At 55.6% G+C, this 23968-nt stretch carries 21 protein-coding genes and 2 tRNA genes; 13 read left to right on the top strand and 10 right to left on the bottom strand.

All coding sequences use genetic code 11. From position 1 onward, the window contains the following. Positions 1–3: 3 nt before the first annotated feature. From ACUTQY_RS01255 to ACUTQY_RS01225, 7 genes are all read right to left on the bottom strand, one after another. The gene (locus ACUTQY_RS01255; RefSeq protein ID WP_033643307.1) at positions 4–405 is read right to left on the bottom strand and encodes a pyrimidine (deoxy)nucleoside triphosphate diphosphatase; all 402 of its coding nucleotides are present in this window, start codon (positions 403–405) and stop codon (positions 4–6) included. Between the two features lie 44 nt (positions 406–449). Continuing rightward, complete coding sequence (gene xthA / locus ACUTQY_RS01250; RefSeq protein WP_004932192.1) at positions 450–1256, bottom strand: exodeoxyribonuclease III; 807 nt, start codon at positions 1254–1256, stop codon at positions 450–452. A 102-nt stretch (positions 1257–1358) separates the two neighbouring features. Continuing rightward, complete coding sequence (locus tag ACUTQY_RS01245; RefSeq protein ID WP_004932190.1) at positions 1359–1931, bottom strand: LOG family protein; 573 nt, start codon at positions 1929–1931, stop codon at positions 1359–1361. Between the two features lie 207 nt (positions 1932–2138). Then, positions 2139–2223 (bottom strand) — tRNA-Tyr (locus ACUTQY_RS01240). Between the two features lie 96 nt (positions 2224–2319). Continuing rightward, positions 2320–2404 (bottom strand) — tRNA-Tyr (locus ACUTQY_RS01235). A 175-nt stretch (positions 2405–2579) separates the two neighbouring features. Further along, the gene (gene purU, locus ACUTQY_RS01230) at positions 2580–3428 is read right to left on the bottom strand and encodes a formyltetrahydrofolate deformylase (protein WP_004932187.1); all 849 of its coding nucleotides are present in this window, start codon (positions 3426–3428) and stop codon (positions 2580–2582) included. A 68-nt stretch (positions 3429–3496) separates the two neighbouring features. Continuing rightward, positions 3497–3961: a YchJ family protein gene (locus ACUTQY_RS01225; RefSeq protein WP_046687226.1), complete on the bottom strand. Its 465-nt coding sequence runs from the start codon at positions 3959–3961 to the stop codon at positions 3497–3499. Positions 3962–4079: 118 nt separating this feature from the next. Between ACUTQY_RS01225 and rssA the strand changes: the two genes are divergently transcribed. From rssA to ACUTQY_RS01200, 5 genes are all read left to right on the top strand, one after another. Then, a complete protein-coding gene (rssA, locus tag ACUTQY_RS01220; protein WP_042784708.1) occupies positions 4080–4982 on the top strand; it encodes a patatin-like phospholipase RssA in 903 nt (300 codons plus the stop codon). 103 nt (positions 4983–5085) lie between these two features. Continuing rightward, a complete protein-coding gene (rssB, locus tag ACUTQY_RS01215; RefSeq protein ID WP_004932178.1) occupies positions 5086–6099 on the top strand; it encodes a two-component system response regulator RssB in 1014 nt (337 codons plus the stop codon). Between the two features lie 213 nt (positions 6100–6312). Then, positions 6313–7230 carry a UTP--glucose-1-phosphate uridylyltransferase GalU gene (galU, locus tag ACUTQY_RS01210; protein WP_033650221.1) on the top strand — a complete coding sequence of 306 codons (918 nt, stop codon included), beginning with the start codon at positions 6313–6315 and terminating at the stop codon, positions 7228–7230. Between the two features lie 43 nt (positions 7231–7273). Continuing rightward, on the top strand, positions 7274–8617 hold the full coding sequence (locus ACUTQY_RS01205; RefSeq protein WP_046687225.1) for a UDP-glucose dehydrogenase family protein: 1344 nt from the start codon (positions 7274–7276) through the stop codon (positions 8615–8617). A gap of 9 nt (positions 8618–8626) precedes the next feature. Continuing rightward, entirely contained in the window at positions 8627–9637 is a 1011-nt protein-coding gene (locus ACUTQY_RS01200) for an NAD-dependent epimerase (RefSeq protein ID WP_046687224.1), read from the top strand. Between the two features lie 187 nt (positions 9638–9824). On the opposite strand, the gene hns is transcribed toward ACUTQY_RS01200, so the two are convergent. Continuing rightward, positions 9825–10232, bottom strand: coding sequence for a histone-like nucleoid-structuring protein H-NS (gene hns / locus ACUTQY_RS01195; RefSeq protein ID WP_004932170.1), 408 nt, complete (start codon positions 10230–10232; stop codon positions 9825–9827). 704 nt (positions 10233–10936) lie between these two features. On the opposite strand from hns, the gene ACUTQY_RS01190 reads away from it, so the two are divergent. Continuing rightward, positions 10937–11521 (top strand): thymidine kinase, encoded by a 585-nt coding sequence (locus ACUTQY_RS01190; RefSeq protein ID WP_033643301.1) that lies wholly within the window; start codon positions 10937–10939, stop codon positions 11519–11521. Between the two features lie 119 nt (positions 11522–11640). Here ACUTQY_RS01190 and adhE read toward each other — a convergent pair whose 3' ends face one another. After that, positions 11641–14313, bottom strand: coding sequence for a bifunctional acetaldehyde-CoA/alcohol dehydrogenase (gene adhE / locus ACUTQY_RS01185; protein WP_046687223.1), 2673 nt, complete (start codon positions 14311–14313; stop codon positions 11641–11643). 517 nt (positions 14314–14830) lie between these two features. On the opposite strand from adhE, the gene ACUTQY_RS01180 reads away from it, so the two are divergent. From ACUTQY_RS01180 to oppF, 7 genes are all read left to right on the top strand, one after another. Further along, positions 14831–15475, top strand: coding sequence for a YchE family NAAT transporter (locus ACUTQY_RS01180; RefSeq protein WP_015378089.1), 645 nt, complete (start codon positions 14831–14833; stop codon positions 15473–15475). Between the two features lie 695 nt (positions 15476–16170). Then, positions 16171–17808: an ABC transporter substrate-binding protein gene (locus tag ACUTQY_RS01175; RefSeq protein WP_128868471.1), complete on the top strand. Its 1638-nt coding sequence runs from the start codon at positions 16171–16173 to the stop codon at positions 17806–17808. A 149-nt stretch (positions 17809–17957) separates the two neighbouring features. After that, a complete protein-coding gene (oppA, locus tag ACUTQY_RS01170) occupies positions 17958–19595 on the top strand; it encodes an oligopeptide ABC transporter substrate-binding protein OppA (protein ID WP_046687221.1) in 1638 nt (545 codons plus the stop codon). A gap of 83 nt (positions 19596–19678) precedes the next feature. Further along, positions 19679–20599, top strand: coding sequence for an oligopeptide ABC transporter permease OppB (gene oppB / locus ACUTQY_RS01165; RefSeq protein WP_046687220.1), 921 nt, complete (start codon positions 19679–19681; stop codon positions 20597–20599). Positions 20600–20613: 14 nt separating this feature from the next. After that, positions 20614–21522, top strand: a complete 909-nt coding sequence (gene oppC, locus ACUTQY_RS01160; protein WP_046687219.1) for an oligopeptide ABC transporter permease OppC — start codon at positions 20614–20616, stop codon at positions 21520–21522. A gap of 11 nt (positions 21523–21533) precedes the next feature. Beyond that, positions 21534–22550, top strand: a complete 1017-nt coding sequence (locus ACUTQY_RS01155) for an ABC transporter ATP-binding protein (protein ID WP_042784702.1) — start codon at positions 21534–21536, stop codon at positions 22548–22550. Then, positions 22547–23548 carry a murein tripeptide/oligopeptide ABC transporter ATP binding protein OppF gene (oppF, locus tag ACUTQY_RS01150; RefSeq protein WP_019452737.1) on the top strand — a complete coding sequence of 334 codons (1002 nt, stop codon included), beginning with the start codon at positions 22547–22549 and terminating at the stop codon, positions 23546–23548. The genes ACUTQY_RS01155 and oppF overlap by 4 nt, the downstream gene beginning before the upstream one ends. A 72-nt stretch (positions 23549–23620) precedes the next feature. Here the strand turns inward: oppF and ACUTQY_RS01145 are convergent, their stop codons facing one another. Next, positions 23621–23944, bottom strand: a complete 324-nt coding sequence (locus tag ACUTQY_RS01145) for an HI1450 family dsDNA-mimic protein (protein ID WP_004932139.1) — start codon at positions 23942–23944, stop codon at positions 23621–23623. Positions 23945–23968: the final 24 nt, after the last annotated feature.

Here is a 23968-nt window from a genome sequence, read left to right as displayed (position 1 = left end):
CGCTCAGCGTGCATCGCCTTGCGCGGCGATATAGTCCGCCAGCAGTGGAACGTCGGCCGGGGCCAGGGTATATTCCTGCGCCTGTTGCGGCGTGACCCACACCAGCGCTGAGTGACAATGCAGCTGCAATTCACCGGAGAACTCCGCGACTCGCCAGGCGTGTAGCCGGATGAGGCGTTCGCCTTGCTGCCACTGATTGCAGCCCACATAGTTGCCGATACGGGCGCAAATCCCCAATTCTTCATCCAGTTCGCGCGCCAGCGCCTGCGGTTGGCTTTCACCCGGCTCAACTTTGCCGCCGGGAAACTCCCACAGACCGGCCTGATCGCTGTCTGCGCCGCGCTGGGCCAGCAAAATGCGGCCATTTTTTTCCAGAATGGCGGCTACCACGTCGATAATTTTCATTGGCTTCACAGAGTAAAACCCCGGCGGACGCCGGGGTGATGGGGTTACAGCGTAAATTCCGCCCAGACCGGCGCATGGTCGGAAGGTTTCTCCATGCCGCGGGTTTGGTAATCGATGCCGGTGGCGATGCAGCGCGAAGCCAGCGGGGTGCTGGCCAGCAGCAGATCGATACGCAGGCCGCGGTTGTCGTCGAACCCTTTGGAGCGGTAGTCGAACCATGAGAACTCGTCGTTGCGCCCCGGGTTGGCGTGGCGGTAGGTATCGACCAGGCCCCAGTTCAGCAGGCGATCCATCCATTCGCGCTCTTCCGGCAGGAAGGAGCATTTACCGGTGCGCAGCCAGCGTTTGCGGTTGTCTTCGCCGATGCCGATATCGTAATCGCTGGGGCTGATATTCATGTCGCCCATGATCAGCACCGGGGATTCCGCCGACAGCTGCTGCTCCAGGTAGTTTTGCAGATCCTGATAAAAGCGTGTTTTAGCCGGGAATTTGATCGGGTGGTCGCGGCTTTCACCTTGCGGGAAGTAGCCGTTGATCACCGTCAGCGTGCCCTGCGGCGTAGCCAGATCGGCCATGATGATGCGACGCTGCGCGTCTTCTTCATCGGTCGGGAAGCCGCGGCGCACGGCCAGGGGCTCCGCTTTGGTCAGCAGCGCCACGCCGTAATGGCCTTTTTGCCCGTGATAGAACACGTGATAGCCGTGCTGGCTGACTTCTTCCAATGGGAACATGTCATCGTGAACTTTGGTTTCCTGCAGACCGATCACGTCGGGCTGGTGCTGTTCGATAATTGCCGCCAGCTGATGCGGACGCGCGCGCAGTCCATTGATATTAAAAGAGACAAACTTCATGAGCGGTGCCGTTTTCACGAGAAAAATGTGCTGTGATAGTAGCAGAGTTTGGCGGGAAATGTAACGCAGACAGCGGCGAGCCCGCTGACTGCGCAGCCGGCATTATTTCGCCCAGCGGTCGTAATTTTTGGGTTGATAGTCGTCAAACTGTTGCAGCAGCGTTTGCGCCGATTCGCTGATGTGCAGCGTACCGAGATAGTCGTGGCGCATGAAGCCCTGATCGGCGACGTGTTCGAGGAACTGGCTCAGTGGGCGGTAGAAACCGTTGACGTTCAGCAGGCCGACCGGTTTGTTGTGATACCCGATTTGCCCCCAGGTCCAGATTTCAAACAGCTCTTCCAGCGTGCCGATGCCGCCGGGCAGGGCGATAAAACTGTCCGCCAGCGCCGCCATACGGGCTTTGCGCGTATGCATGTCTGGCACCACTTCCAATTCAGTCAGGCCGCGATGCGCCGTTTCCGCTTCAACCAGGCGCTCGGGGATAATGCCGACAGCTTCACCGCCCGCCGCCAACACCGCGTCCGCCACAATCCCCATCAGTCCTTTTTTGCCGCCGCCGTAGATTAAACGGCGTCCCTGTGCGGCCAGCAATTGCCCCAGTTGGCGAGCCTGCTCGGCATAAGCGGGATTGACGCCTTCGCTGGCGCCACAAAAAACGCAAATATTGTTTCGCATCCACCTGTTCCTTACTGCACTAAAGAAGCCAGTGGTATAGCGAATTGTCGGCCGGAGTTCAAGTTACGGGCGAAGGAGAGAAATAAAACGTCTGGATGAAAGCGGTTAATAAGGGGGAGATAACTTGATTTATTGATACGAGAACATTGGATGCAACGTGTTGGATGCGATGTGCTTTAAGTGGGTTTTGGGATTTTCTGTAAGAAATGGTGGTGGGGGAAGGATTCGAACCTTCGAAGTCTGTGACGGCAGATTTACAGTCTGCTCCCTTTGGCCGCTCGGGAACCCCACCATGGTATTCATGGATTTACAAATTGTTGCTCTGGTTTTATCCAGAAGAAACCTGGCCGGTTTCTTTACTGCGTCTTCGCTCCTGGCGGAGAGAAGATGGTGGTGGGGGAAGGATTCGAACCTTCGAAGTCAGTGACGGCAGATTTACAGTCTGCTCCCTTTGGCCGCTCGGGAACCCCACCATATACATGGCTATTTAACTGGCCTTGCTTGCGAGAGCGCTGTCTCGGTAAGCGGGGCGCATCATATCAAATGAAGCGGATGTGTAAAGCATTGAAATGCAGAAAATGAATCGTTTGCCGTTTTTTTATTCTTGGCGGTGCATCCCTGAACGAAATGCACCGATTTATTGAGCGATTACAGAATAACGGTGCGATTGCCGTAGACGAAGACGCGTTGCGCCAACACCTGATACAGGGCTCGGCTGAGCACGTTTTTCTCTACGTCGCGGCCGGCGCGCATCATATCCTCGGCGGAATAGGTGTGATCGACGTGGATCACGTCCTGCATGATGATCGGGCCTTCGTCGAGATTGTCGTTAACGTAGTGAGCCGTGGCGCCGATGATTTTCACGCCGCGTTCGTAGGCCTGGTGATAAGGCCGCGCGCCGATAAACGCCGGCAGGAACGAATGGTGAATGTTGATCACCTGATTCGGATAATGTTGCACGAAGGCCGGCGTCAGCACGCGCATATATTTGGCCAACACCACGTAATCCGGCTGATATTGATCGATCTTGGCCGTCATTTCGCGGTCGTGCTGTTCGCGCGTCAATCCTTCGTGGCTCACCAGATGGAAAGGAATATCGAAACGCTCCACCAGCGTTTGCAGCGTGTCGTGGTTGCCGATTACGGCGGCGATCTCAACGTCGAGGCCGCCATAGGCGCTTTTCATCAACAGATCGCCCAGGCAGTGTGCCTCTTTGGTGACCAGCACCACGATGCGCCGACGTCCGGTGCTGTGCAACTCACGCAGCGAACCTTCCGGCAGCGCGCTGTCCAGATCGGCCAGCAGCGTGTTGTCGTTGAAAATGCCTTCCAGCTCGGTGCGCATGAAGAAACGCCCGGTGCGGTGATCGACGAACTCATTATTCTGGACGATATTGAGCTCGTGTTTGTAACAGATGTTGGTGATCTTGGCGATCAGCCCTTTGGCGTCCGGGCAGATGGTGCGTAACACTTTTCGTTGTACATTTTGGTGTGGCATGGGTTTGAGGATCCTGTCTGATACTGAACGGCCTGTCTGCGCAGGCGTTAACGTGAAGCGCCGGCCGGCTAGCGCCCGCAGCACTTCTTATATTTTTTCCCTGAGCCGCAGGGACATATCGCATTTCGGCCGGGCCGGGGTTTGCTGCCGTCGATATAATACCAACGTTGATCGCGACGAAGGAAGCGTGAGCGCTCATGCATCGCCTGGGGCTCGCCGCTTTCGCCATCGGTGAAGCGGGCGATGAATTCGACGAAGCCTTCGTCCGGCTCATGGCCGGTTTGCTCCTCGACGATCGTCAAGCCCAGCCATTCGGTGTTTTTGAAACTGTCGACGATCGCATTGCGCCATGCTTCGGCACCGCAGTCGGGGTGCCAGGTGGCGATCAGATAGTCGACGTTATGATTCACGTAGGCGGTGAAGCGTGAACGCATCAGTTGGCCGGGCGTCGGCGCCGGCTGACTGCCGCTGATAAAAGGGGCGCAGCACGCGTTATACGCCAGTCCGCTGCCGCATGGGCATGATTCGGGCAAAATAACTCCTGAGAAAACGAGGCTGAAAATGAATTTAGCGCATATGTTACCTAACAATATTCGTCAGTGACAATCTACCCTGAAAGCAGAGAACACCTTTTACCGAGAGGATGGCGCTATGCGGCAAATCAAGATCGGACTGGCGCTGGGAGCGGGCTCGGCTAAAGGCTGGGCGCACATCGGCGTGATCAATGCGTTAAAGAAACTGGGGATTGAGGTCGATATCGTTGCCGGCTGTTCTGTCGGCGCGTTGGTGGGGGCGGCATTCGCCAGTCACCGTTTGCCGGTGATGGAGCAGTGGGTGCGGTCGTTCAGCTATTGGGACGTCATTCGTCTGATGGATTTTTCCTGGCAGCGCGGCGGTTTGTTGCGCGGCGATCGGGTGTTCACTGCCGTCGGGCAACTGTTGAAGATCAATGATATTGCCGAATGTGCGCTGAAGTTCGGCGCCGTGACGACCAATCTCAGCACCGGCCGCGAACTGTGGCTGACCGAAGGCGATATTCATCAGGCGGTGCGCGCTTCTTGCAGCATGCCAGGCCTATTGGCGCCAGTGTGGGCCGACGGTTATTGGCTGGTGGACGGCGCAGTGGTTAATCCGGTACCGGTGTCGCTCTGCCGGGCGCTGGGCGCCGATATTGTCATTGCGGTCGATCTGCAGCATGACGCGCATTTGATGCAGCAGGATCTGTTCTCGATACGCGGCGAGGACGAAAGCCCGGACGATACGCCTGCGGAGACCTGGCGCGGGCGCCTGCGGGAGCGCGTCGGCAGAATGCGCAAGCGCAAACCGACGACGGCGCCGACGGCGATGGAGATTATGAGCACATCGATTCAAATGCTGGAAAATCGCCTGAAGCGCAACCGGATGGCGAGCGATCCGCCGGACGTTTTGATCCAGCCTTTTTGCCCGCAGATCTCAACGCTGGATTTCCACCGCGCCGATGAAGCGATCGAGGCGGGGTTGCTGGCGGTTGAAAAACAACTGGATCGGTTGTTGCCGTTGATAAAAAATAGATAATTCTCGGTTCTTGGTTGGCAATGCGCGGTTGGTCTGTTTCAGACGAGCATAAGTGACCTTTTTGAGCCACTATTACACTATGGAAAGGGACGAGGCTCGGCTGATGGCATTACCACTCACTCACAAGCGTATCTTGATCGTTGAGGACGAACAGGTTTTTCGTTCCGTGCTGGTCGGTTATCTGACCTCGCTGGGCGCTGAAACCGGCGAGGCGACCAACGGTTTACAGGCGCTGAGTGCCGTCGATGACTTCAAGCCGGATCTGATTCTGTGCGATCTCGCGATGCCGGAAATGGGCGGCATCGAATTCGTTGAACACCTGCGTCTGCAGGGGCTGCAGATCCCGGTGCTGGTGATCTCGGCTACCGACAAGATGGCGGACATCGCCAAGGTGCTGCGTTTGGGCGTACAAGATGTGCTGCTGAAGCCGCTGACCGATCTCAATCGCCTGCGTGAGGCGGTGCTGGCGTGTTTATACCCCAATATGTTTACCTCCCAGGCGATTGAAGAGGTTGAGCTGTTTCAGGATTGGGACGCGCTGAGCAAGAATCCTTCCGAAGCCGTCAAACTGCTTAAGCAATTGCAGCCGCCGGTGCAGCAAACCATTGCGCATTGCCGGATCAACTATCGCCAGTTAACCACGGGCGAAAATCCCGGGCTGGTGCTGGATATCGCGGCATTGTCAGAAAAAGACCTGGCGTTCTATTGCCTGGACGTCACGCGCGCCGGTGATAATGGCGTATTGGCGGCGCTGCTGTTACGCGCATTATTTAATGGGTTGCTGCAAGACCATCTGGCTAATCAACAACATCGCCTGCCGCAAATGTCGGCATTGTTAAAGCAGGTTAATCAATTATTGCGGCAGGGGAAATTAGACGGTCAATTCCCGCTGTTGCTGGGATATTATCACGCCGAAAATAAAAACCTGATTCTGGTTTCCGCCGGGCTGCATGCCAACGTCAATACCGGCGACAATCAAATTCAGCTGAGCAACGGCGTGCCGCTGGGCACGCTGGGCGCCACCTACATGAACCAGATCAGTCAACGCTGTACGGCCTGGCAATGTCAGGTATGGGGCAGCGGTGGCCGATTGCGGCTGATGCTCAGCGCTGAATAATAGACGTTGATCGGCGATATCTTAAGCTATTCACTTATCGGTAATTAAACCGTTTATTTTTTCTCCCGATTATCAGAACGGGTAATAGTCCTAAATGTTTTCTATTTGTGTTCTGGTTAATGCCAGGCGCGCATAAGCTGGTATACTCCGAAGGTTTTTTTATATCGAGCCCAAGCTCATAAAATGAGCGCTTCAGCTTTAAGAGAGGAAATAATGCCTGCTGTAAATCGCAAAGTCAGAAAAGCCGTGATCCCGGTTGCAGGCTTGGGTACGCGGATGTTGCCGGCCACCAAAGCCATTCCGAAAGAAATGCTGCCGCTGGTTGATAAACCGCTGATCCAATACGTCGTCAATGAGTGCATTGCAGCAGGGATTAACGAGATTGTGCTGGTCACCCACTCCTCCAAGAACTCGATCGAAAACCATTTTGATACCAGTTTCGAACTGGAAGCGATGCTGGAAAAACGCGTCAAGCGTCAACTGCTCGATGAAGTGCAGTCAATCTGCCCGAAGGGCGTTACCGTGATGCAAGTCCGCCAGGGGAATGCCAAAGGCTTGGGGCATGCGATTATGTGCGCCTACCCGATGGTGGGCGATGAGCCGGTCGCGGTGGTGTTGCCGGACGTGATCCTTGACGAATACAGCGCCGATCCGAAAAAAGACAACTTGCACGACATGCTGCAGCGCTTCGAAACCACCGGCATCAGCCAGATCATGGTTGAACCTGTGCCGCATAAAGATGTTGGCAACTACGGCGTAGCCGACTGTAAGGGCGTCGAATTGCATCCGGGCGAAAGCGCGCCGATGGTCAGCGTGGTCGAGAAGCCGTCGCCGGAGAAAGCGCCTTCCAACCTGGCGATTGTCGGTCGTTATGTCCTCTCCGCCGATATCTGGCCGCTGTTGGCGAAAACGCCTCCGGGCGCCGGCGACGAAATTCAGCTGACTGACAGTATCGAAATGCTGATGCAGCAGGAAACGGTGGAAGCGTATCACCTGAAAGGCGTGAGCCATGACTGCGGTAACAAACTCGGTTACATGCAGGCCTTCGTGGAATACGGCATGCGCCATGCCAGCCTGGGCAAAGAATTTTCTCAGTGGCTGCAACAGGTTGTTGCCGCTGACAAGAAGTAATTGAGTGATCTTTCGTCTTAATTTGAAAAACTAGGATTTTCACATGAAAGTAACAGTTTTTGGTATTGGTTATGTGGGTCTGGTGCAGGCCGCCGTACTGGCTGAAGTAGGCCATGACGTTATGTGTATTGACGTCGATGAGCGAAAAGTCGAAAACCTGAAAAAAGGGAATATCCCGATTTTCGAACCGGGTCTGACGCCGCTGGTGCAGCAAAACTATGAGGCCGGCCGTCTGCATTTCACCACCGATGCCAAAGCGGGCGTGGCGCACGGGACTATCCAGTTCATCGCCGTCGGCACGCCGCCGGATGAAGACGGTTCCGCCGATCTGAAGTACGTCACCGCGGTGGCGCGCACTATCGCCGAGCACATGACCGATCGCAAAGTGGTGATCGACAAATCCACCGTGCCGGTCGGTACGGCGGACAAGGTGCGTCAGGTGATGGCTGAAACGCTGGCGAAACGCGGCAGCAACGTGCCGTTTGACGTGGTATCCAACCCGGAATTCCTGAAGGAAGGCGCGGCGGTGGCAGACTGCATGCGTCCTGAGCGCATCGTGATCGGTACCGACAATAAAGATGTGATCGAGCCTATTCGCGAGCTGTACGAACCGTTTAACCGCAATCACGATCGTATGATCATGATGGATATCCGCAGCGCGGAGCTGACCAAATATGCCGCTAACTGCATGCTGGCGACCAAGATCAGCTTTATGAACGAAATGTCCAACCTGGCGGAAATGCTGGGCGCGGACATTGAGAAAGTGCGTCAGGGCATCGGTTCCGACTCACGCATCGGCTATCACTTCATCTACCCGGGTTGCGGCTACGGCGGCTCTTGCTTCCCGAAAGATGTCCAGGCGCTGATCCGCACGGCGGAGCAGATCGGTTACCAACCGAAGCTGCTGCAGGCGGTAGAGCAGGTCAACTATCAGCAGAAAGACAAGCTGAACAGCTTTATCAACGACTACTTCGGCGGCGATCTGAAGGGCAAAACCTTCGCGCTGTGGGGGCTGGCGTTCAAGCCGAATACCGATGACATGCGTGAAGCTTCCAGCCGCGTGCTGATGGAACAGCTGTGGGCCGCAGGCGCCACCGTTCAAGCCTACGATCCGGAGGCGATGAACGAAGTTCAGCGCATCTATGGCCAGCGTGACGATTTGAAGCTGGTGGGCACCAAAGAGGCTGCATTGCACGGCGCCGATGCGCTGGTGATCTGCACCGAATGGCAGAACTTCCGCGCGCCGGACTTCGATGTGATCAAGGGCGCGTTGAAGCAGCCGGTGATCTTCGATGGCCGTAACCTGTACGATCCGGAGCGTTTGGCAAATCGCGGCTTTACCTATTACGCAATTGGCCGCGGCGCCTCGATTAAACCGGTTATTTAAGGAGTGAGCATGAAATTCCTGGTTACAGGCGCCGCAGGGTTTATTGGCTATCACGTTGCAGAGCGTTTGTTGACCGCCGGTCATCAGGTTGTCGGCATTGATAACCTGAATGATTATTATGATGTGGGCCTGAAAATGGCCCGTCTGGATCGACTGGCGGATAAGCCGGGATTCCGCTTTATCAAGCTGGATTTGGCCGATCGTGAAGGCATGGCGGCATTGTTTGCCGAGCATCAGTTCCAGCGAGTCATTCATTTGGGGGCTCAAGCCGGCGTACGTTATTCGCTGGTCAATCCGTTGGCTTATGCCGATGCCAACCTGATCGGTCATTTAAACGTTTTGGAAGGCTGCCGTCATAATAAGGTTGAGCATTTACTTTACGCCTCTTCCAGCTCGGTATATGGCCTGAATCGCAAGCTGCCGTTTGCCACCGAAGATTCTGTCGATCATCCGGTGTCACTGTATGCGGCGACTAAAAAAGCCAACGAGCTGATGTCACACAGCTATTCCCATTTATACGGTCTCCCGACGACCGGGCTGCGGTTCTTTACGGTATATGGTCCCTGGGGGCGCCCGGATATGGCGCTGTTCAAGTTTACCAAAGCCATATTGGCCGGGGAGAACATCGACGTATATAACCACGGTGAAATGCACCGAGATTTTACTTACATCGATGACATCGCCGAGGCGATAGTGCGGTTGCAGGCGGTTATTCCGCAGGCGGATCCGTCATGGACCGTTGAACAGGGATCGCCGGCAACCAGTTCAGCGCCGTATCACGTTTATAATATCGGCAATAACACCCCCGTTAAACTGATGGAATATATCAGTGCGTTGGAGAAGGCATTGGGGGTGACGGCCCGTAAGAATATGCTGCCGATGCAACCGGGCGATGTGATGGATACCAGCGCGGATACGGAAGAGCTTTATCGTGACATTGGCTTTAAACCGGAAACCAGCGTTGAAGAGGGCGTGAAGCGCTTTGTTGACTGGTATAAGGCATTCTATCAGGTTCAATAATTGAACGCGGATAAATGCGACAGAAGGGGCCTTTGGGTCCCTTTTTTTCGCTGCGATCTCATGTATGGCGCAAAAGCGAATTAGGATATTTACTAAAAGGAGAGAGGAATGACGGGATCAGGGTTATACGCTCTAAAAATGAAAAGGCCCCCCGCAGGGAGCCTTTCAGATACGGACTGAATCGCTATTACAGCAGGAAATCATCCAGAGATTTACCTTGCTCTTCGATTGCTTTCTTAATCACCGCAGGAGTACGGCCTTGGCCGGTCCAGGTTTTCAGCTCGCCGTTTTCGTCTTTATATTGGTATTTAGCTGGACGTGCTGCACGTTTTGCTTTGCCGGCAGCCTTGTTGGCAGCCATGGTTTGCAGCAGTTCATTTGGATCGATACCGTCAGCAATCAGCATTTCGCGGTATTGCTGCAGTTTACGAGTGCGTTCTTCGATTTCTGCTTGAGCCTGGCTGTCTTCTTCGCGACGTTCGTTCACAACAACTTCCAGTTTCTCGAGCATTTCTTCCAGCGTTTCCAGTGTGCATTCTCTTGCCTGGGCGCGCAGAGTGCGGATGTTGTTCAAAATCTTTAATGCTTCGCTCATTGTCCTAGTCTCAAATTATATTGGTGGGGGGCGTCTCGATAATAATAGAGTGCTCTTTTCTTTTCTGCAATAGCCAAATTGGCTTGAATACTCAAATTTACCTTTAAAAAAACCGTTAATCGGATCAGTCCGACTAATAATAGGAAGGGCTGTTAACTATTACCCTTGGCACGCTTAAGTCAAAATTTCAGCAGACAGGCTTTAAAAGGCGCGTATCACAAGGCTTTCATCGATAAGTTATCGTAGTAATTTATATCAATATTACAATGAGTTCTGTGGGCTTAATCACGCCACGGCAGGCCAGACATTGTAAACAATAGGGGTATATAGGTAAAGATTGCGTCAGTAAACCTTGGCGCGTCGGCGCAGGTGATTAAATGCCCGGTATTGGGCTCGCGTATAATAGACGGGGGGCTCCGCCGCGGCTGCAGCGCCAGCGAGAGGGAATGGGCAAGTCGGCATTAATGGGCAAATCACCGGGCTTAACCATTAGCAAGAATTAATAGTGATGACAGGCATACATTATCCTGTAAATAGCTGTAAAAAGAACAGGCCGACAGAACGATATGTTTCGCTTGAAAGCGCATTATTACGGCGAACGCAATATTCGTTCGCTTTGGGCTGAGGCGGAGGGCAGGTTATGGTACACTTACCGTCCTAATCAACATTTTGAATATTTCTTATACCATCGGAGTTGCGGGGCCATGGCTCAACTTTATTTTTATTACTCTGCGATGAATGCCGGCAAGTCCACCGCGCTGCTACAGTCTTCATATAACTATCAAGAGCGCGGTATGCGCACGCTGGTGTTCACTGCGGAGATCGATCACCGCTTTGGCGTAGGCAAAGTCAGTTCGCGCATTGGTTTATCCTCGCAGGCGCAGCTCTATAACAACGACTCGATGCTGTACGCCATGATCCAGCAAGAGCATCAACAGCAGCCGGTGCATTGTGTGCTGCTGGATGAAAGCCAATTCCTGACCAAAGCGCAGGTTGAGCAATTATGCGATGTGGTGGACCAACTGGACATTCCCGTATTGTGTTACGGCTTGCGTACCGATTTTCTCGGCGAGTTGTTTACCGGCAGCCAATATTTGCTGGCCTGGGCCGATAAGCTGGTGGAATTGAAAACCATCTGTCACTGCGGGCGTAAAGCCAACATGGTGTTGCGGTTGGATGAGCATGGCAAGGCGATGCACGCCGGCGAGCAGGTGGTGATTGGCGGTAACGAGAGCTATGTCTCCGTCTGTCGCAAGCATTATAAAGAGGCGATCCACTCCCTGGAGTAGGGGCGAAAATGCCGCCAGCGCCCGCTGAGGCGTTTTGGCGGCGGGATAAGAAAAACCGCGCGCCAGACGCAATAAAAAACCCGCCATTCGGCGGGTTTTTTCATCGGTTCACGGAACCGTTATTTCTTGGACTTCTTTACTGCGGTTTTGGCTGCGACCGGTGCAGCCGCTTCCTCTTCCACCGTTTCGCTGAACTCGCGGCCATAGAAGGTATCCAGCATGATTTGCTTGAGTTCGGCAATCAGCGGATAGCGTGGGTTGGCGCCGGTGCATTGGTCGTCGAAAGCGTCTTCCGACAGCTTGTCGACTTTCGCCAGGAAGTCGGCTTCCTGCACACCCGCCTCACGGATGGAAGCTGGGATGCCCAACTCGGTTTTCAGCTCGTCCAGCCAGACCAGCAACTTCTCAATCTTCTGCGCGGTGCGGTCGCCCGGTGCGCTCAGGCCGAGGTGGTCGGCGATTTCAGCGTAGCGGCGGCGCGCCTGAGGGCGGTCGTACTGGCTGAAGGCCGTCTGCTTGGTCGGGTTGTCGTTCGCGTTGTAACGAATGACGTTGGAAATCAGCATCGCGTTAGCCAGGCCGTGCGGAATGTGGAACTCCGAACCCAGTTTGTGCGCCATGGAGTGACAAACCCCGAGGAAGGCGTTGGCGAAAGCGATACCGGCGATGGTGGCGGCGTTGTGCACGCGTTCACGGGCAACCGGGTTCTTCGCGCCTTCTTTATAGCTGGCCGGCAGATACTCTTTCAACAGTTTCAACGCTTGCAGCGCCTGGCCGTCAGAGTATTCGTTCGCCAGCACCGACACGTAGGCTTCCAGCGCGTGGGTCACCGCATCCAGGCCGCCGAAGGCGCACAGGGATTTCGGCATGTTCATCACCAGGTTGGCGTCGACAATCGCCATGTCCGGGGTCAGCGCATAGTCGGCCAGCGGGTATTTCTGCCCGGTGGCGTCGTCGGTCACGACGGCGAATGGCGTGACTTCCGAACCGGTGCCTGACGTCGTGGTGATGGCGATCATCTTCGCTTTGACGCCCATTTTCGGGAACTTGTAGATACGCTTGCGGATGTCCATGAAGCGCAGCGCCAGATCCTCGAAGTGGGTTTCAGGATGTTCGTACAGCACCCACATGATTTTCGCGGCGTCCATCGGCGAACCGCCGCCCAGCGCGATGATGATGTCCGGTTTGAAGGAGTTCATCTGCTCGGCGCCTTTACGCACGATGCTCAGCGTCGGATCGGCTTCCACTTCGAAGAACACTTCGGTTTCGATGCCGTGTGACTTGAGAACCTTGGTGATCTGGTCAGCATAGCCGTTGTTGAACAGGAAACGGTCGGTCACGATGAAGGCGCGTTTCGCCCCGTCGGTCGCCACTTCTTCCAGCGCGATTGGCAGCGAGCCACGGCGGAAGTAGATCGATTTCGGAAGTTTATGCCACAACATGTTTTCTGCTCGCTTCGCTACAGTTTTCTTGTTGATCAGGTGCTTAGGTCCGACGTTTTCAGAGATGGAGTTACCACCCCAGGAACCGCAACCCAGCGTCAGCGAAGGCGCGAGTTTGAAGTTATACAGGTCGCCGATACCGCCCTGAGAAGCCGGGGTGTTGATCAGGATGCGAGCCGTTTTCATTTTATCGCCGAAGTAGGCGATGCGAGCCGTTTGGTTATCCTGGTCGGTATACAGGCAAGAGGTGTGCCCGATACCGCCCATGGCGACCAATTTTTCGGCTTTGGCGACGGCGTCTTCGAAGTCTTTGGCGCGGTACATCGCCAGCGTCGGCGACAGTTTTTCATGGGCGAAAGGTTCGGACTCGTCGACCAGCTTCACTTCGCCGATCAACACTTTGGTGTTGGCCGGCACTTTAATGCCCGCCATCTCGGCGATTTTCGGCGCGGATTGCCCGACGATGGCCGCGTTCAGGCCGCCGTTTTTCAGGATGATGTCCTGCACCGCCTTCAGTTCTTTGCCCTGCAGCAGATAGCCGCCGTGGGAAGCGAAGCGCTCGCGTACCGCATCATAGATAGCGTCAACGACGATGACCGACTGTTCGGAAGCGCAGATAACGCCGCTGTCGAAGGTTTTGGACATCAGGATAGAGGCGACCACGCGTTTGATGTCTGCGGTCTCGTCCACCACGACCGGCGTGTTACCGGCGCCTACGCCGATTGCCGGTTTGCCGGAGCTGTAGGCGGCTTTCACCATGCCCGGGCCACCGGTGGCCAGGATCAGGTTGATGTCAGGGTGGTGCATCAGCTGGTTGGACAGCTCGACGGTAGGTTGGTCGATCCAACCGATGATGTCTTTCGGCGCGCCGGCGGCGATAGCGGCTTGCAGCACGATGTCGGCGGCTTTGTTGGTGGCATTCTTCGCACGCGGGTGCGGCGAGAAGATGATGCCGTTGCGGGTTTTCAGGCTGATCAGCGCTTTGAAGATCGCGGTAGAAGTTGGGTTGGTGGTAGGAACGATACCGCAAATCAGACCGATAGGTTCGGCGATGGTGATGGTACCGAAAGTGTCATCTTCAGACAGGATGCCACAGGTTTTTTCATCTTTATAGGCGTTGTAGATGTACTCGGAAGCGAAGTGGTTTTTGATCACTTTGTCTTCGACGATACCCATTCCTGATTCTTCCACGGCCATTTTGGCCAACGGGATACGGGCATCAGCAGCGGCGAGGGCGGCAGCGCGGAAGATTTTATCCACTTGCTCTTGAGTGAAGTTGGCATATTCGCGCTGGGCTTTTTTGACACGTGCGACAAGCTCGTTCAGTTCAGCGACATTCGTTACAGCCATAATGCTCTCCTGATAATGTTAAACTCTTTCAGTAAATAAGCCGTGCGAGCCACTAGTATAGTCGTAACGGGGATAAGCGGTGATGAGAATACCGGGGTCTTCCCGCGTTATTTCTTCGCATGCTGCTGATTTGCTTAAAGAGCTTCACCCTACGCCAACCGGAGGGGCAGGCAGTGAGGAGAACGGAACGGCCTACTTTGTTCTACTCCCTGACTACGACTAAGAGCTTACCCACTGTTGGGTAGTTGATTTGTGATCTAAATCATGAAAAGTGCAAGCTGACACCTTTCAGCTTGGTGTTTTTGAGAGTGATTCTCAATAACTGTGATCGGTGACTCTTTTTTCAACATAAAAAATCAAAAGGCCATACATCACTTTAACAAAGGGCATTTGTTTTGTTGCCTAACTTGCTGGTAGTCAAAAATGCTGCTCTGGCCGGATGGATTACCCGCGGCAATTCCATTACATTAGCGCGCATAGTCAGCACACCTTTACAGCAATTAACGCGGAGCCATCTGTGGGCCAATCTCTGTTGGATCTTTCCGGCTTTATCAAGTTCTTTGTCGGTCTGTTTGCGCTGGTCAACCCGGTGGGCATCTTGCCGGTGTTTATCAGCATGACCAGTTACCAGGCGGAAGCGGGGCGCAATAAAACCAACCTGACCGCCAACCTGTCGGTTGCCATCATTCTATGGACATCTCTGTTCCTGGGGGAAGGGATATTGCGGATGTTCGGCATCTCCATCGATTCGTTCCGCATCGCCGGCGGTATTTTGGTGGTGACCATCGCCATGTCGATGATCAGCGGCAAGCTGGGTGAAGATAAGCAGAACAAACAGGAGAAATCGGAGAGCGCGATCCGCGAAAGCATCGGCGTGGTGCCGTTAGCGCTGCCGTTGATGGCGGGGCCGGGGGCGATCAGTTCCACCATCGTGTGGAGTTCCCGTTATCACAATTGGCAAAGTCTGCTCGGCTTTACGGTGGCGATCGCCTTATTCGCTTTTTGCTGCTGGTTATTGTTCCGCGCCGCGCCGCTGTTGGTGCGTTTGCTTGGGCAGACCGGCATCAACGTGATCACCCGTATCATGGGCCTGTTGCTGATGGCGCTCGGGATCGAATTTATCGTTACCGGCATTAAGGCGATATTCCCCGGCCTGTTGTAATCGCTCTCGTTTGGCCGCGCCTCTGTCCTTGAGCGCGGCTAAAATTAATTTTAAAAGTTAAATTATTTATTGGTTCGCATTATTATAGTGCACAAGATGAATAAAATTTATGCCATTGCACTCTTATGTTGCATAAATCTCATGTTGCTGCTTAAAAAAAACGCTAAGCGTTATTTAAGACACTTTTCTTTCCCCATTTCCGCGCGTTTTCTCCTCGTTAAACGGTAAAGCTGTTGTTAAATTAATCACATCATTCTGTGGGGCTTGTCTCACTTTCATCCAGGTGTTATTAGTGATTAACCGCCTGTAGGCAGGTGTTTGTTCTTTGAATGGCTGGTTTGTTAACTGAATGTTTCTTTGTGCGGCAATGGTATTGCGCCGACAGTTTCAAATGAAACTAATTTTGAGTTTTCTCCTTTAAAATCAAAGTTATTTTCATGTTTTCCTTTGCCCTTCATCACAAGGGCTGGATCGGGCTTGGTGCGATAAAAGAGAATTGCTTAACATTTTTGTAAAATTTATTGGCTATGGAATTTGGCTTCTGCTAATTTCCGAGCAACTTTCCCGTGGTCAATTAACTGAAATGCGCCATAAAAACGGGAATGATTTTTGCTGGTATCCGTTTATTTAGAATTCTTATAAACACTTCACAAACTTCGATAAGCGATGCTTGTCGGTGAAAAGGAGCCTCGATTATGCAGCAAACCCCGAAGCGCACTTCTTTGACCTTGTTGATTAGCGGCGCGTTGAGCGTCATCGCCGTAAATAGCAGTTTGGCGGCGGAGGTTCCGGCCGGCGTCCAATTGGCGCAGCAGCAGAATATTGTCATCAACAACGGCAGCGAAGTGGCTTCATTGGATCCGCATAAGGTCGAGGGCGTACCCGAGAGCAATATCATTCTTAACCTGCTGGAAGGGCTGGTGAGCACCGACGCCAACGGGCATGTAGTGCCGGCGGCGGCAGCGAGCTGGGAAAACCAGGATTATCGGCAGTGGACCTTCCACCTGCGCCCCGGCGCGGTGTGGAGCGACGGCAGCCCGGTCACCGCGCAAGACTTCGTCTACAGTTGGCAGCGCCTGGCCGATCCGAAAATCGCTTCGCCCTACGCCAGTTACCTGCAGTACACCAAAGTCGAGAATATCGACGACATCTTGACTGGCAAAAAGAGCCCGCAGACTCTCGGCGTCAAGGCGTTGGACGATCAAACGCTGCAGGTGACCCTGAGCGAACCGGTGCCGTATTTCATCAGCATGCTGAGCCACACGTCGCTCAAACCGGTCAAACGCGCGGTGGTGGAGAAATTCGGCGATAAATGGACGCTGCCCGCTAACTATGTCGGCAACGGCGCTTACCGCCTGAAAGAATGGGTGGTGAACGAGCGCATTGTGCTGGAGCGCAGCCCGAGCTACTGGAATAACAAGCAGACGGTGATCAACCAGGCGACCTTCCTGCCGATCGCTTCTGAAGTCAGCGACGTCAATCGCTTCCGCAGCGGCGAGATCGATATCACCAACAGCGCCATTCCGCCGTACCTGTACGTCAAAATGAAGCGCGAGGTGCCCGATCAACTGCACGTTAACCCTTATCTGTGCACTTTCTATTACGAACTCAATAACCAGCGGGCGCCGTTCACCGATCCGCGGGTGCGTGCGGCGGTGAAGATGACGCTGGATCGCGACATTATCGCCAACAAAATCATGGGCCAGGGGCAGATCCCGGCCTACAGCTTCACGCCGACCTTCACCGAAGGCGCCAACTTCACGCAGCCCGCGTGGGCCGGCTGGAGCCAGGAACAGCGCAACGCCGAAGCCAAAAAACTGCTGGCGGAAGCGGGTTACAGCGCCGCCAAGCCGCTGAAGTTCTCGCTGCTGTACAACACCTCCGATCAAAACAAACAGCAGGCGATCGCCGCCGCATCGATGTGGAAGAAGAACCTCGGCGCCGACGTCAAGCTGCGCAACCAGGAGTGGAAGACTTCGCTGGAAAGCCGCCATCAGGGGCAGTACGACGTGGCGCGCGCCACCTGGTGCGGGGATTACAACGAGCCGAGCGCCTTCCTGAACCTGGTGCTGTCCAACAGCAGCATCAACACCGTGTTTTACAAGAGCCCGGCGTTCGACGCCATCATGGCCGCCACGCTGAAGGCGCCGGATGAAGCCGCGCGCGCCGCGCTCTACCAACAGGCGGAAACGCAGTTGGACAAAGACTCCGCATTGATTCCGGTGTATTACCGCGTCAGTGCGCGTTTGATCAAACCGACGGTAGGCGGGTTCACCGGCAAAGATCCGCTGGACTATACCGACGTTAAAAATCTGTACATCATCAAGCAGTAAAAGGGGTATTCCTCACGCTGAACCGCAGGGGAATATGGGGAAGGCCCGCCGCCGCATTCGTTCCGCAGCGGCGGGAAAACAGAGTCCGCTTACGGGCAACGCAGGTTCCACGAAGAGCCTGTGATAATAAAAAACTGGAGTCGATAAGTATGACCAACATCACGAAGAAAACCCTCATTGCCGCCGGCGTCATCGCCGCGCTCGGCATCACAGCAACCACCTCCGCCTTCGCGGCCGACGTTCCTGCAGGCGTGCAACTGGCCGACAAGCAAGAAATCGTCAAAAACAACGGTTCCGAAGTGCAGTCGCTTGACCCGCATAAAATCGAGGGCGTGCCGGAAAACAACGTGACCCGCGATCTGATGGAAGGCCTGGCGAACAACAGCCCGGACGGTTCCATCGTGCCGGGCGTCGCGGAAAGCTGGGATAACAAGGATTTCAAAGTCTGGACCTTCCACCTGCGTAAAGACGCCAAATGGTCCAACGGCAAGCCGGTGACGGCGCAAGATTTCGTTTACAGCTGGCAGCGCGTGGTGGATCCGAAAACCGCGTCGCCTTACGCCAGCTACCTGCAGTACGCCCACGTAGAAAATGTCGATGACATCATCGCCGGTAAAAAAGACAAGTCGACGCTGGGCGTGAAGGCCATCGACGACCACACCTTCCAGGTGACCCTGAGCGAGCCGGTGCCTTATCTGGTTGAAATGACCCCACACTACGCCATGAAACCGGTTTATAAGGACGCGGTAGAGAAGTTTGGCGAGAAGTGGACGCTGCCGGCCAACTACGTCAGCAACGGCGCCTACAAACTGAAAGACTGGGTTGTCAACGAACGCATCGTACTGGAACGTAACCCGGAATACTGGGATAACGCCAAAACCATCATCAATAAAGTGACGTTCCTGCCTATTTCGTCGGAAGTGACCGACGTTAACCGCTACCGCACCGGTGAAATCGACATGACCTACAACAACATGCCGATCGAACTGTTCCAGAAGTTGAAGAGAGAGATCCCGAAAGAGGTGCACGTCGATCCTTATCTGTGCACCTACTATTACGAAATCAACAACCAGAAGGCGCCGTTCACCGATGCGCGCGTGCGTGAAGCGCTGAAGCTGGGCATGGACCGCGACATCATCGTCAACAAGGTGAAAAACCAGGGCGATCTGCCGGCCTACAGCTTTACGCCGCCATACACCGACGGCGCCAAGCTGACCCCGCCGGAGTGGTTCGGCTGGACGCAGGAAAAACGCAACGAAGTGGCGAAGAAACTGCTGGCGGACGCCGGCTACGGCCCGGGTAAACCGCTGACCTTCTCCCTGCTGTACAACACCTCCGACTTGCACAAGAAGCTGGCGATCGCCGCCGCCTCCATCTGGAAGAAAAACCTGGGCGTGGACGTGAAGCTGGTGAACCAGGAGTGGAAAACCTTCCTGGATACCCGCCATCAGGGCACCTATGACGTATCGCGCGCCGGCTGGTGCGCCGACTACAACGAACCGAGTTCGTTCCTGAACATGATGCTGTCCGACAGCAGCAGTAACACCCCGCACTACAAGAGCGCCGAGTTCGACAAGCTGATGGCCAACGTGTTGACCGCGAAGACCAAAGACGAACGCGCCGACCTGTATCAGAAAGCGGAAGTGCAGCTGGATAAAGATTCCGCCATCGTTCCGCTGTATTACTATGTGAACGCCCGTTTGGTGAAACCTTACGTCGGTGGCTACACCGGCAAAGACCCGCTTGATAACGTGTACGACAAAAACCTGTACATCATCAAGCATTGATACGGTAAGAGCCGGCGGCGCAGGCCGCCGGCCCATGTTGAGAATAATAAGCCGTCATCAGGCTGTCGCACAGGGTTAGGGCAATGCTGAAATTTATACTTCGTCGCTTGTTGGAAGCGATCCCGACACTATTTATCCTTATTACCATCTCATTCTTCATGATGCGCCTCGCGCCCGGCAGTCCATTTACCGGGGAACGCGCATTGCCGCCGGAAGTCATGGCGAATATCGAAGCCAAATACCATTTGAACGACCCGATCTGGAAACAGTACGGTCATTATCTGGCGCAGCTTGCGCAGGGAGACTTCGGCCCGTCCTTTAAATACAAGGACTATTCGGTCAACGATTTGGTGGCCAGTTCTTTCCCGGTGTCTGCCAAGCTCGGTCTGGCCGCGTTTCTGTTGGCGGTGGTGCTGGGCGTTAGCGCCGGCGTGATCGCGGCGTTGAATCAAAACACCAAATGGGACTATACGGTGATGGGGTTCGCCATGACCGGGGTGGTGATACCCAGTTTCGTGGTGGCGCCGCTCTTGGTGCTGATCTTCGCGATTACGCTGAAATGGCTGCCGGGCGGCGGCTGGAACGGCGGCGCGCCTAAGTTCATCATCTTGCCGATGGTGGCGCTGTCGCTGGCCTATATCGCCAGCATCGCCCGTATCACGCGCGGCTCGATGATTGAAGTGCTGCACTCCAACTTCATTCGCACCGCGCGCGCCAAAGGTTTGCCGCTGCGCCGCATCATTTTCCGCCACGCGCTGAAGCCGGCGCTGCTGCCGGTACTGTCCTACATGGGCCCGGCGTTCGTCGGGATCATCACCGGCTCGATGGTGATCGAAACCATCTACGGTCTGCCGGGGATCGGCCAGCTGTTCGTTAACGGCGCGCTGAACCGCGACTACTCCCTGGTGTTGAGCCTGACCATTCTGGTGGGCGCTCTGACCATTCTGTTCAACGCGATCGTCGATGTGCTGTATGCGGTCATCGATCCGAAAATCCGTTATTAATCTGGAGCACGCGAATGATGTTGACTAAAAAGAACAGCGAAGCTCTGGAACACTTCAGCGAGAAGCTGGAAGTGGAAGGGCGCAGCCTGTGGCAAGACGCGCGTCGGCGTTTTATGCACAACCGCGCGGCGGTCAGCAGCCTGTTCATACTGGCGCTGATCACGCTGTTTGTGGTGCTGGCGCCGATGCTGTCGCAATTTGCCTACGACGATACGGATTGGGCGATGATGTCCGCCGCGCCGAGCATGGAATCGGGGCACTACTTCGGCACCGACTCCTCCGGGCGTGATCTGCTGGTGCGCGTGGCGATCGGCGGGCGCATCTCGCTGATGGTCGGCGTGGCCGCCGCGCTGGTGGCGGTAGTGGTGGGTACCCTGTACGGCGCGATGTCCGGCTATCTGGGCGGTAAGGTCGACTCGGTGATGATGCGCCTGCTGGAGATCCTCAACTCCTTCCCGTTCATGTTCTTCGTTATCCTGCTGGTGACCTTCTTTGGTCAGAATATCCTGCTGATCTTCGTGGCGATCGGCATGGTGTCGTGGCTGGATATGGCGCGTATCGTGCGCGGGCAAACCCTTGGCCTGAAGCGCAAGGAGTTCATCGAAGCGGCGCTGGTGTGCGGCGTCTCCACGCGCAACATCGTGCTGCGGCATATCGTGCCTAACGTGCTCGGCGTGGTGGTGGTGTATGCCTCGCTGCTGGTGCCGAGCATGATCCTGTTCGAATCCTTCCTCAGCTTCCTGGGGCTGGGCACGCAGGAGCCGCTCAGCAGCTGGGGCGCATTGCTCAGCGACGGCGCCAACTCAATGGAAGTTTCACCGTGGTTGCTGCTGTTCCCGGCGGGTTTCCTGGTCGTCACTCTGTTCTGTTTCAACTTTATCGGCGATGGCCTGCGTGACGCCCTCGACCCGAAAGATCGTTAAGGAGTGCAACCATGAGCACCATTGAACATCCTCAACTGCAAACCGCCCCCGGCGTCAAAGCGTCGCCGCTGCTGGACGTGAAAGACCTGCGCGTCACGTTTTCCACCCCGGATGGCGACGTGACGGCGGTGAACGATCTGAACTTCGATCTGCGCGCCGGTGAAACGCTGGGCATCGTCGGTGAATCCGGCTCCGGCAAATCGCAGACCGCGTTCGCCCTGATGGGGCTGCTGGCCAGCAATGGCCGCATCGGCGGCTCGGCCAAATTCAACGGCCGTGAAATCCTCAACCTGCCGGAAAATCAGCTCAACAAACTGCGGGCCGAGGAAATCTCGATGATCTTCCAGGACCCGATGACCTCGCTGAACCCTTATATGCGCGTTGGCGAACAGCTGATGGAAGTGCTGATGCTGCATAAGAAAATGAGTAAAAGCGAAGCCTTCGAAGAGTCGGTACGCATGCTCGACGCGGTGAAAATGCCGGAGGCGCGCAAGCGCATGCGCATGTACCCGCACGAGTTTTCCGGCGGCATGCGCCAGCGCGTGATGATTGCCATGGCGCTGCTGTGCCGGCCGAAGCTGCTGATCGCCGATGAACCGACCACCGCGCTGGACGTGACCGTCCAGGCGCAGATCATGACGTTGCTCAACGAGCTGAAGCGCGAGTTCAACACCGCCATCATCATGATCACCCACGATCTGGGCGTGGTGGCCGGCATCTGCAACAAGGTGCTGGTGATGTACGCCGGGCGTACCATGGAATACGGCAGCGCGCGCGAGGTGTTCTACCAGCCGAGCCACCCGTATTCCATCGGTCTGTTGAACGCGGTGCCGCGTCTCGATGCCGAAGGCGAGGCGTTGCTGACTATTCCCGGCAACCCGCCGAACCTGCTGCGGTTGCCGAAAGGCTGCCCGTTCCAGCCGCGCTGCCCGTACGCCATGGAACAGTGCGCGAGCGCTCCGCCGTTGGAGCAATTTGGGGAAGGGCGCCTGCGCGCCTGCTTTAAACCGGTGGAGGCGTTGGTATGACAGCGGTAACCGACAAGAAAGTGCTGCTCGAAGTGGCCGATCTGAAAGTGCACTTCGACATTCATGACGACAAGCAGTGGTTCTGGCAGCCGCCGAAAACCCTGAAGGCGGTCGACGGCGTTACGCTGCGGCTGTTCGAGGGGGAAACCCTGGGCGTGGTCGGCGAATCCGGCTGCGGCAAATCCACCTTCGCGCGCGCCATCATCGGCCTGGTGAAGGCCACCAGCGGGCGCGTCGCCTGGCTGGGTAAAGATCTGCTGGGCATGAGCGACGCCGACTGGCGCAAAACCCGCAGCGATATCCAGATGATCTTCCAGGATCCGCTGGCTTCGCTCAACCCGCGCATGACCATCGGCGAAATCATCGCCGAGCCGCTGCGCACCTACTACCCGAAAATGCCGCGTCAGGAAGTGAAGGACAAGGTCAAGGCGATGATGCTGAAGGTCGGCCTGCTGCCTAATCTGATCAACCGTTATCCGCACGAGTTCTCCGGCGGCCAGTGCCAGCGTATCGGCATCGCGCGCGCGCTGATCCTCGAACCGAAGCTGGTGATCTGCGACGAGCCGGTCTCCGCGTTGGACGTGTCGATTCAGGCGCAGGTGGTGAACCTGCTGCAGCAGCTGCAGCGCGAAATGGGGCTGTCATTGATCTTTATCGCCCACGATTTGGCGGTGGTGAAGCACATTTCCGATCGCGTGCTGGTGATGTATCTGGGCCATGCGGTGGAGCTGGGCACCTATGACGAGGTGTACCACAATCCGCAGCACCCTTACACCAAGGCGCTGATGTCGGCGGTGCCGATCCCGGATCCGGACAAGGAGAAGGAAAAGCAGATCCAGCTGTTGGAAGGGGAGCTGCCTTCGCCGATCAACCCGCCGTCCGGCTGCGTGTTCCGCACCCGCTGCCCGATCGCCGGGCCGGAGTGCGCCAAGACGCGCCCGCTGCTGGAGGGCAGTTTCCGCCATGCGGTTTCGTGCCTGAAGGTCGATCCGCTGTAATGCGCCGCTAGCCGGCAACAAAAAGCCCCGCTTATTCAGCGGGGCTTTTTTATCCGAAACGTTAGCGGTGAATCACTCTTTCCACAGAATGTGGCACAGCTTGTGGTCTTTCTCGCGGCAGATCAGCACGCGGGCGAACACGTCGTTGATCGGCTCGCCGTCGCTGTCCGCCAGACCGATCACCACTTCGGCGAAGAAGTCCGGGTTCAGGTCGTAATCCACGTGCTCGCTCCAGTCTTCGGAGGGGTCGTACAGTTCTGCGCCGCCGCGCTCTTCAAACTGCAGATTGAACAGCAGAATATCCGCCGGATCCAGATTGTCGCCGGCCAATTCGAGGAAGATGTCGTAGGCCTGTTCCAGCGTTTCGTCTTCGGTAAGGCGGTTATTCAAATCCATAAAAAAATCCTGATAACAAATGAT

The sequence above is a fragment of the Serratia sp. TSA_130.1 genome (assembly GCF_052691795.1).
Note: the sequence above shows the minus strand (reverse complement) of the source record. Positions and strands in the feature narration are given on the sequence as shown.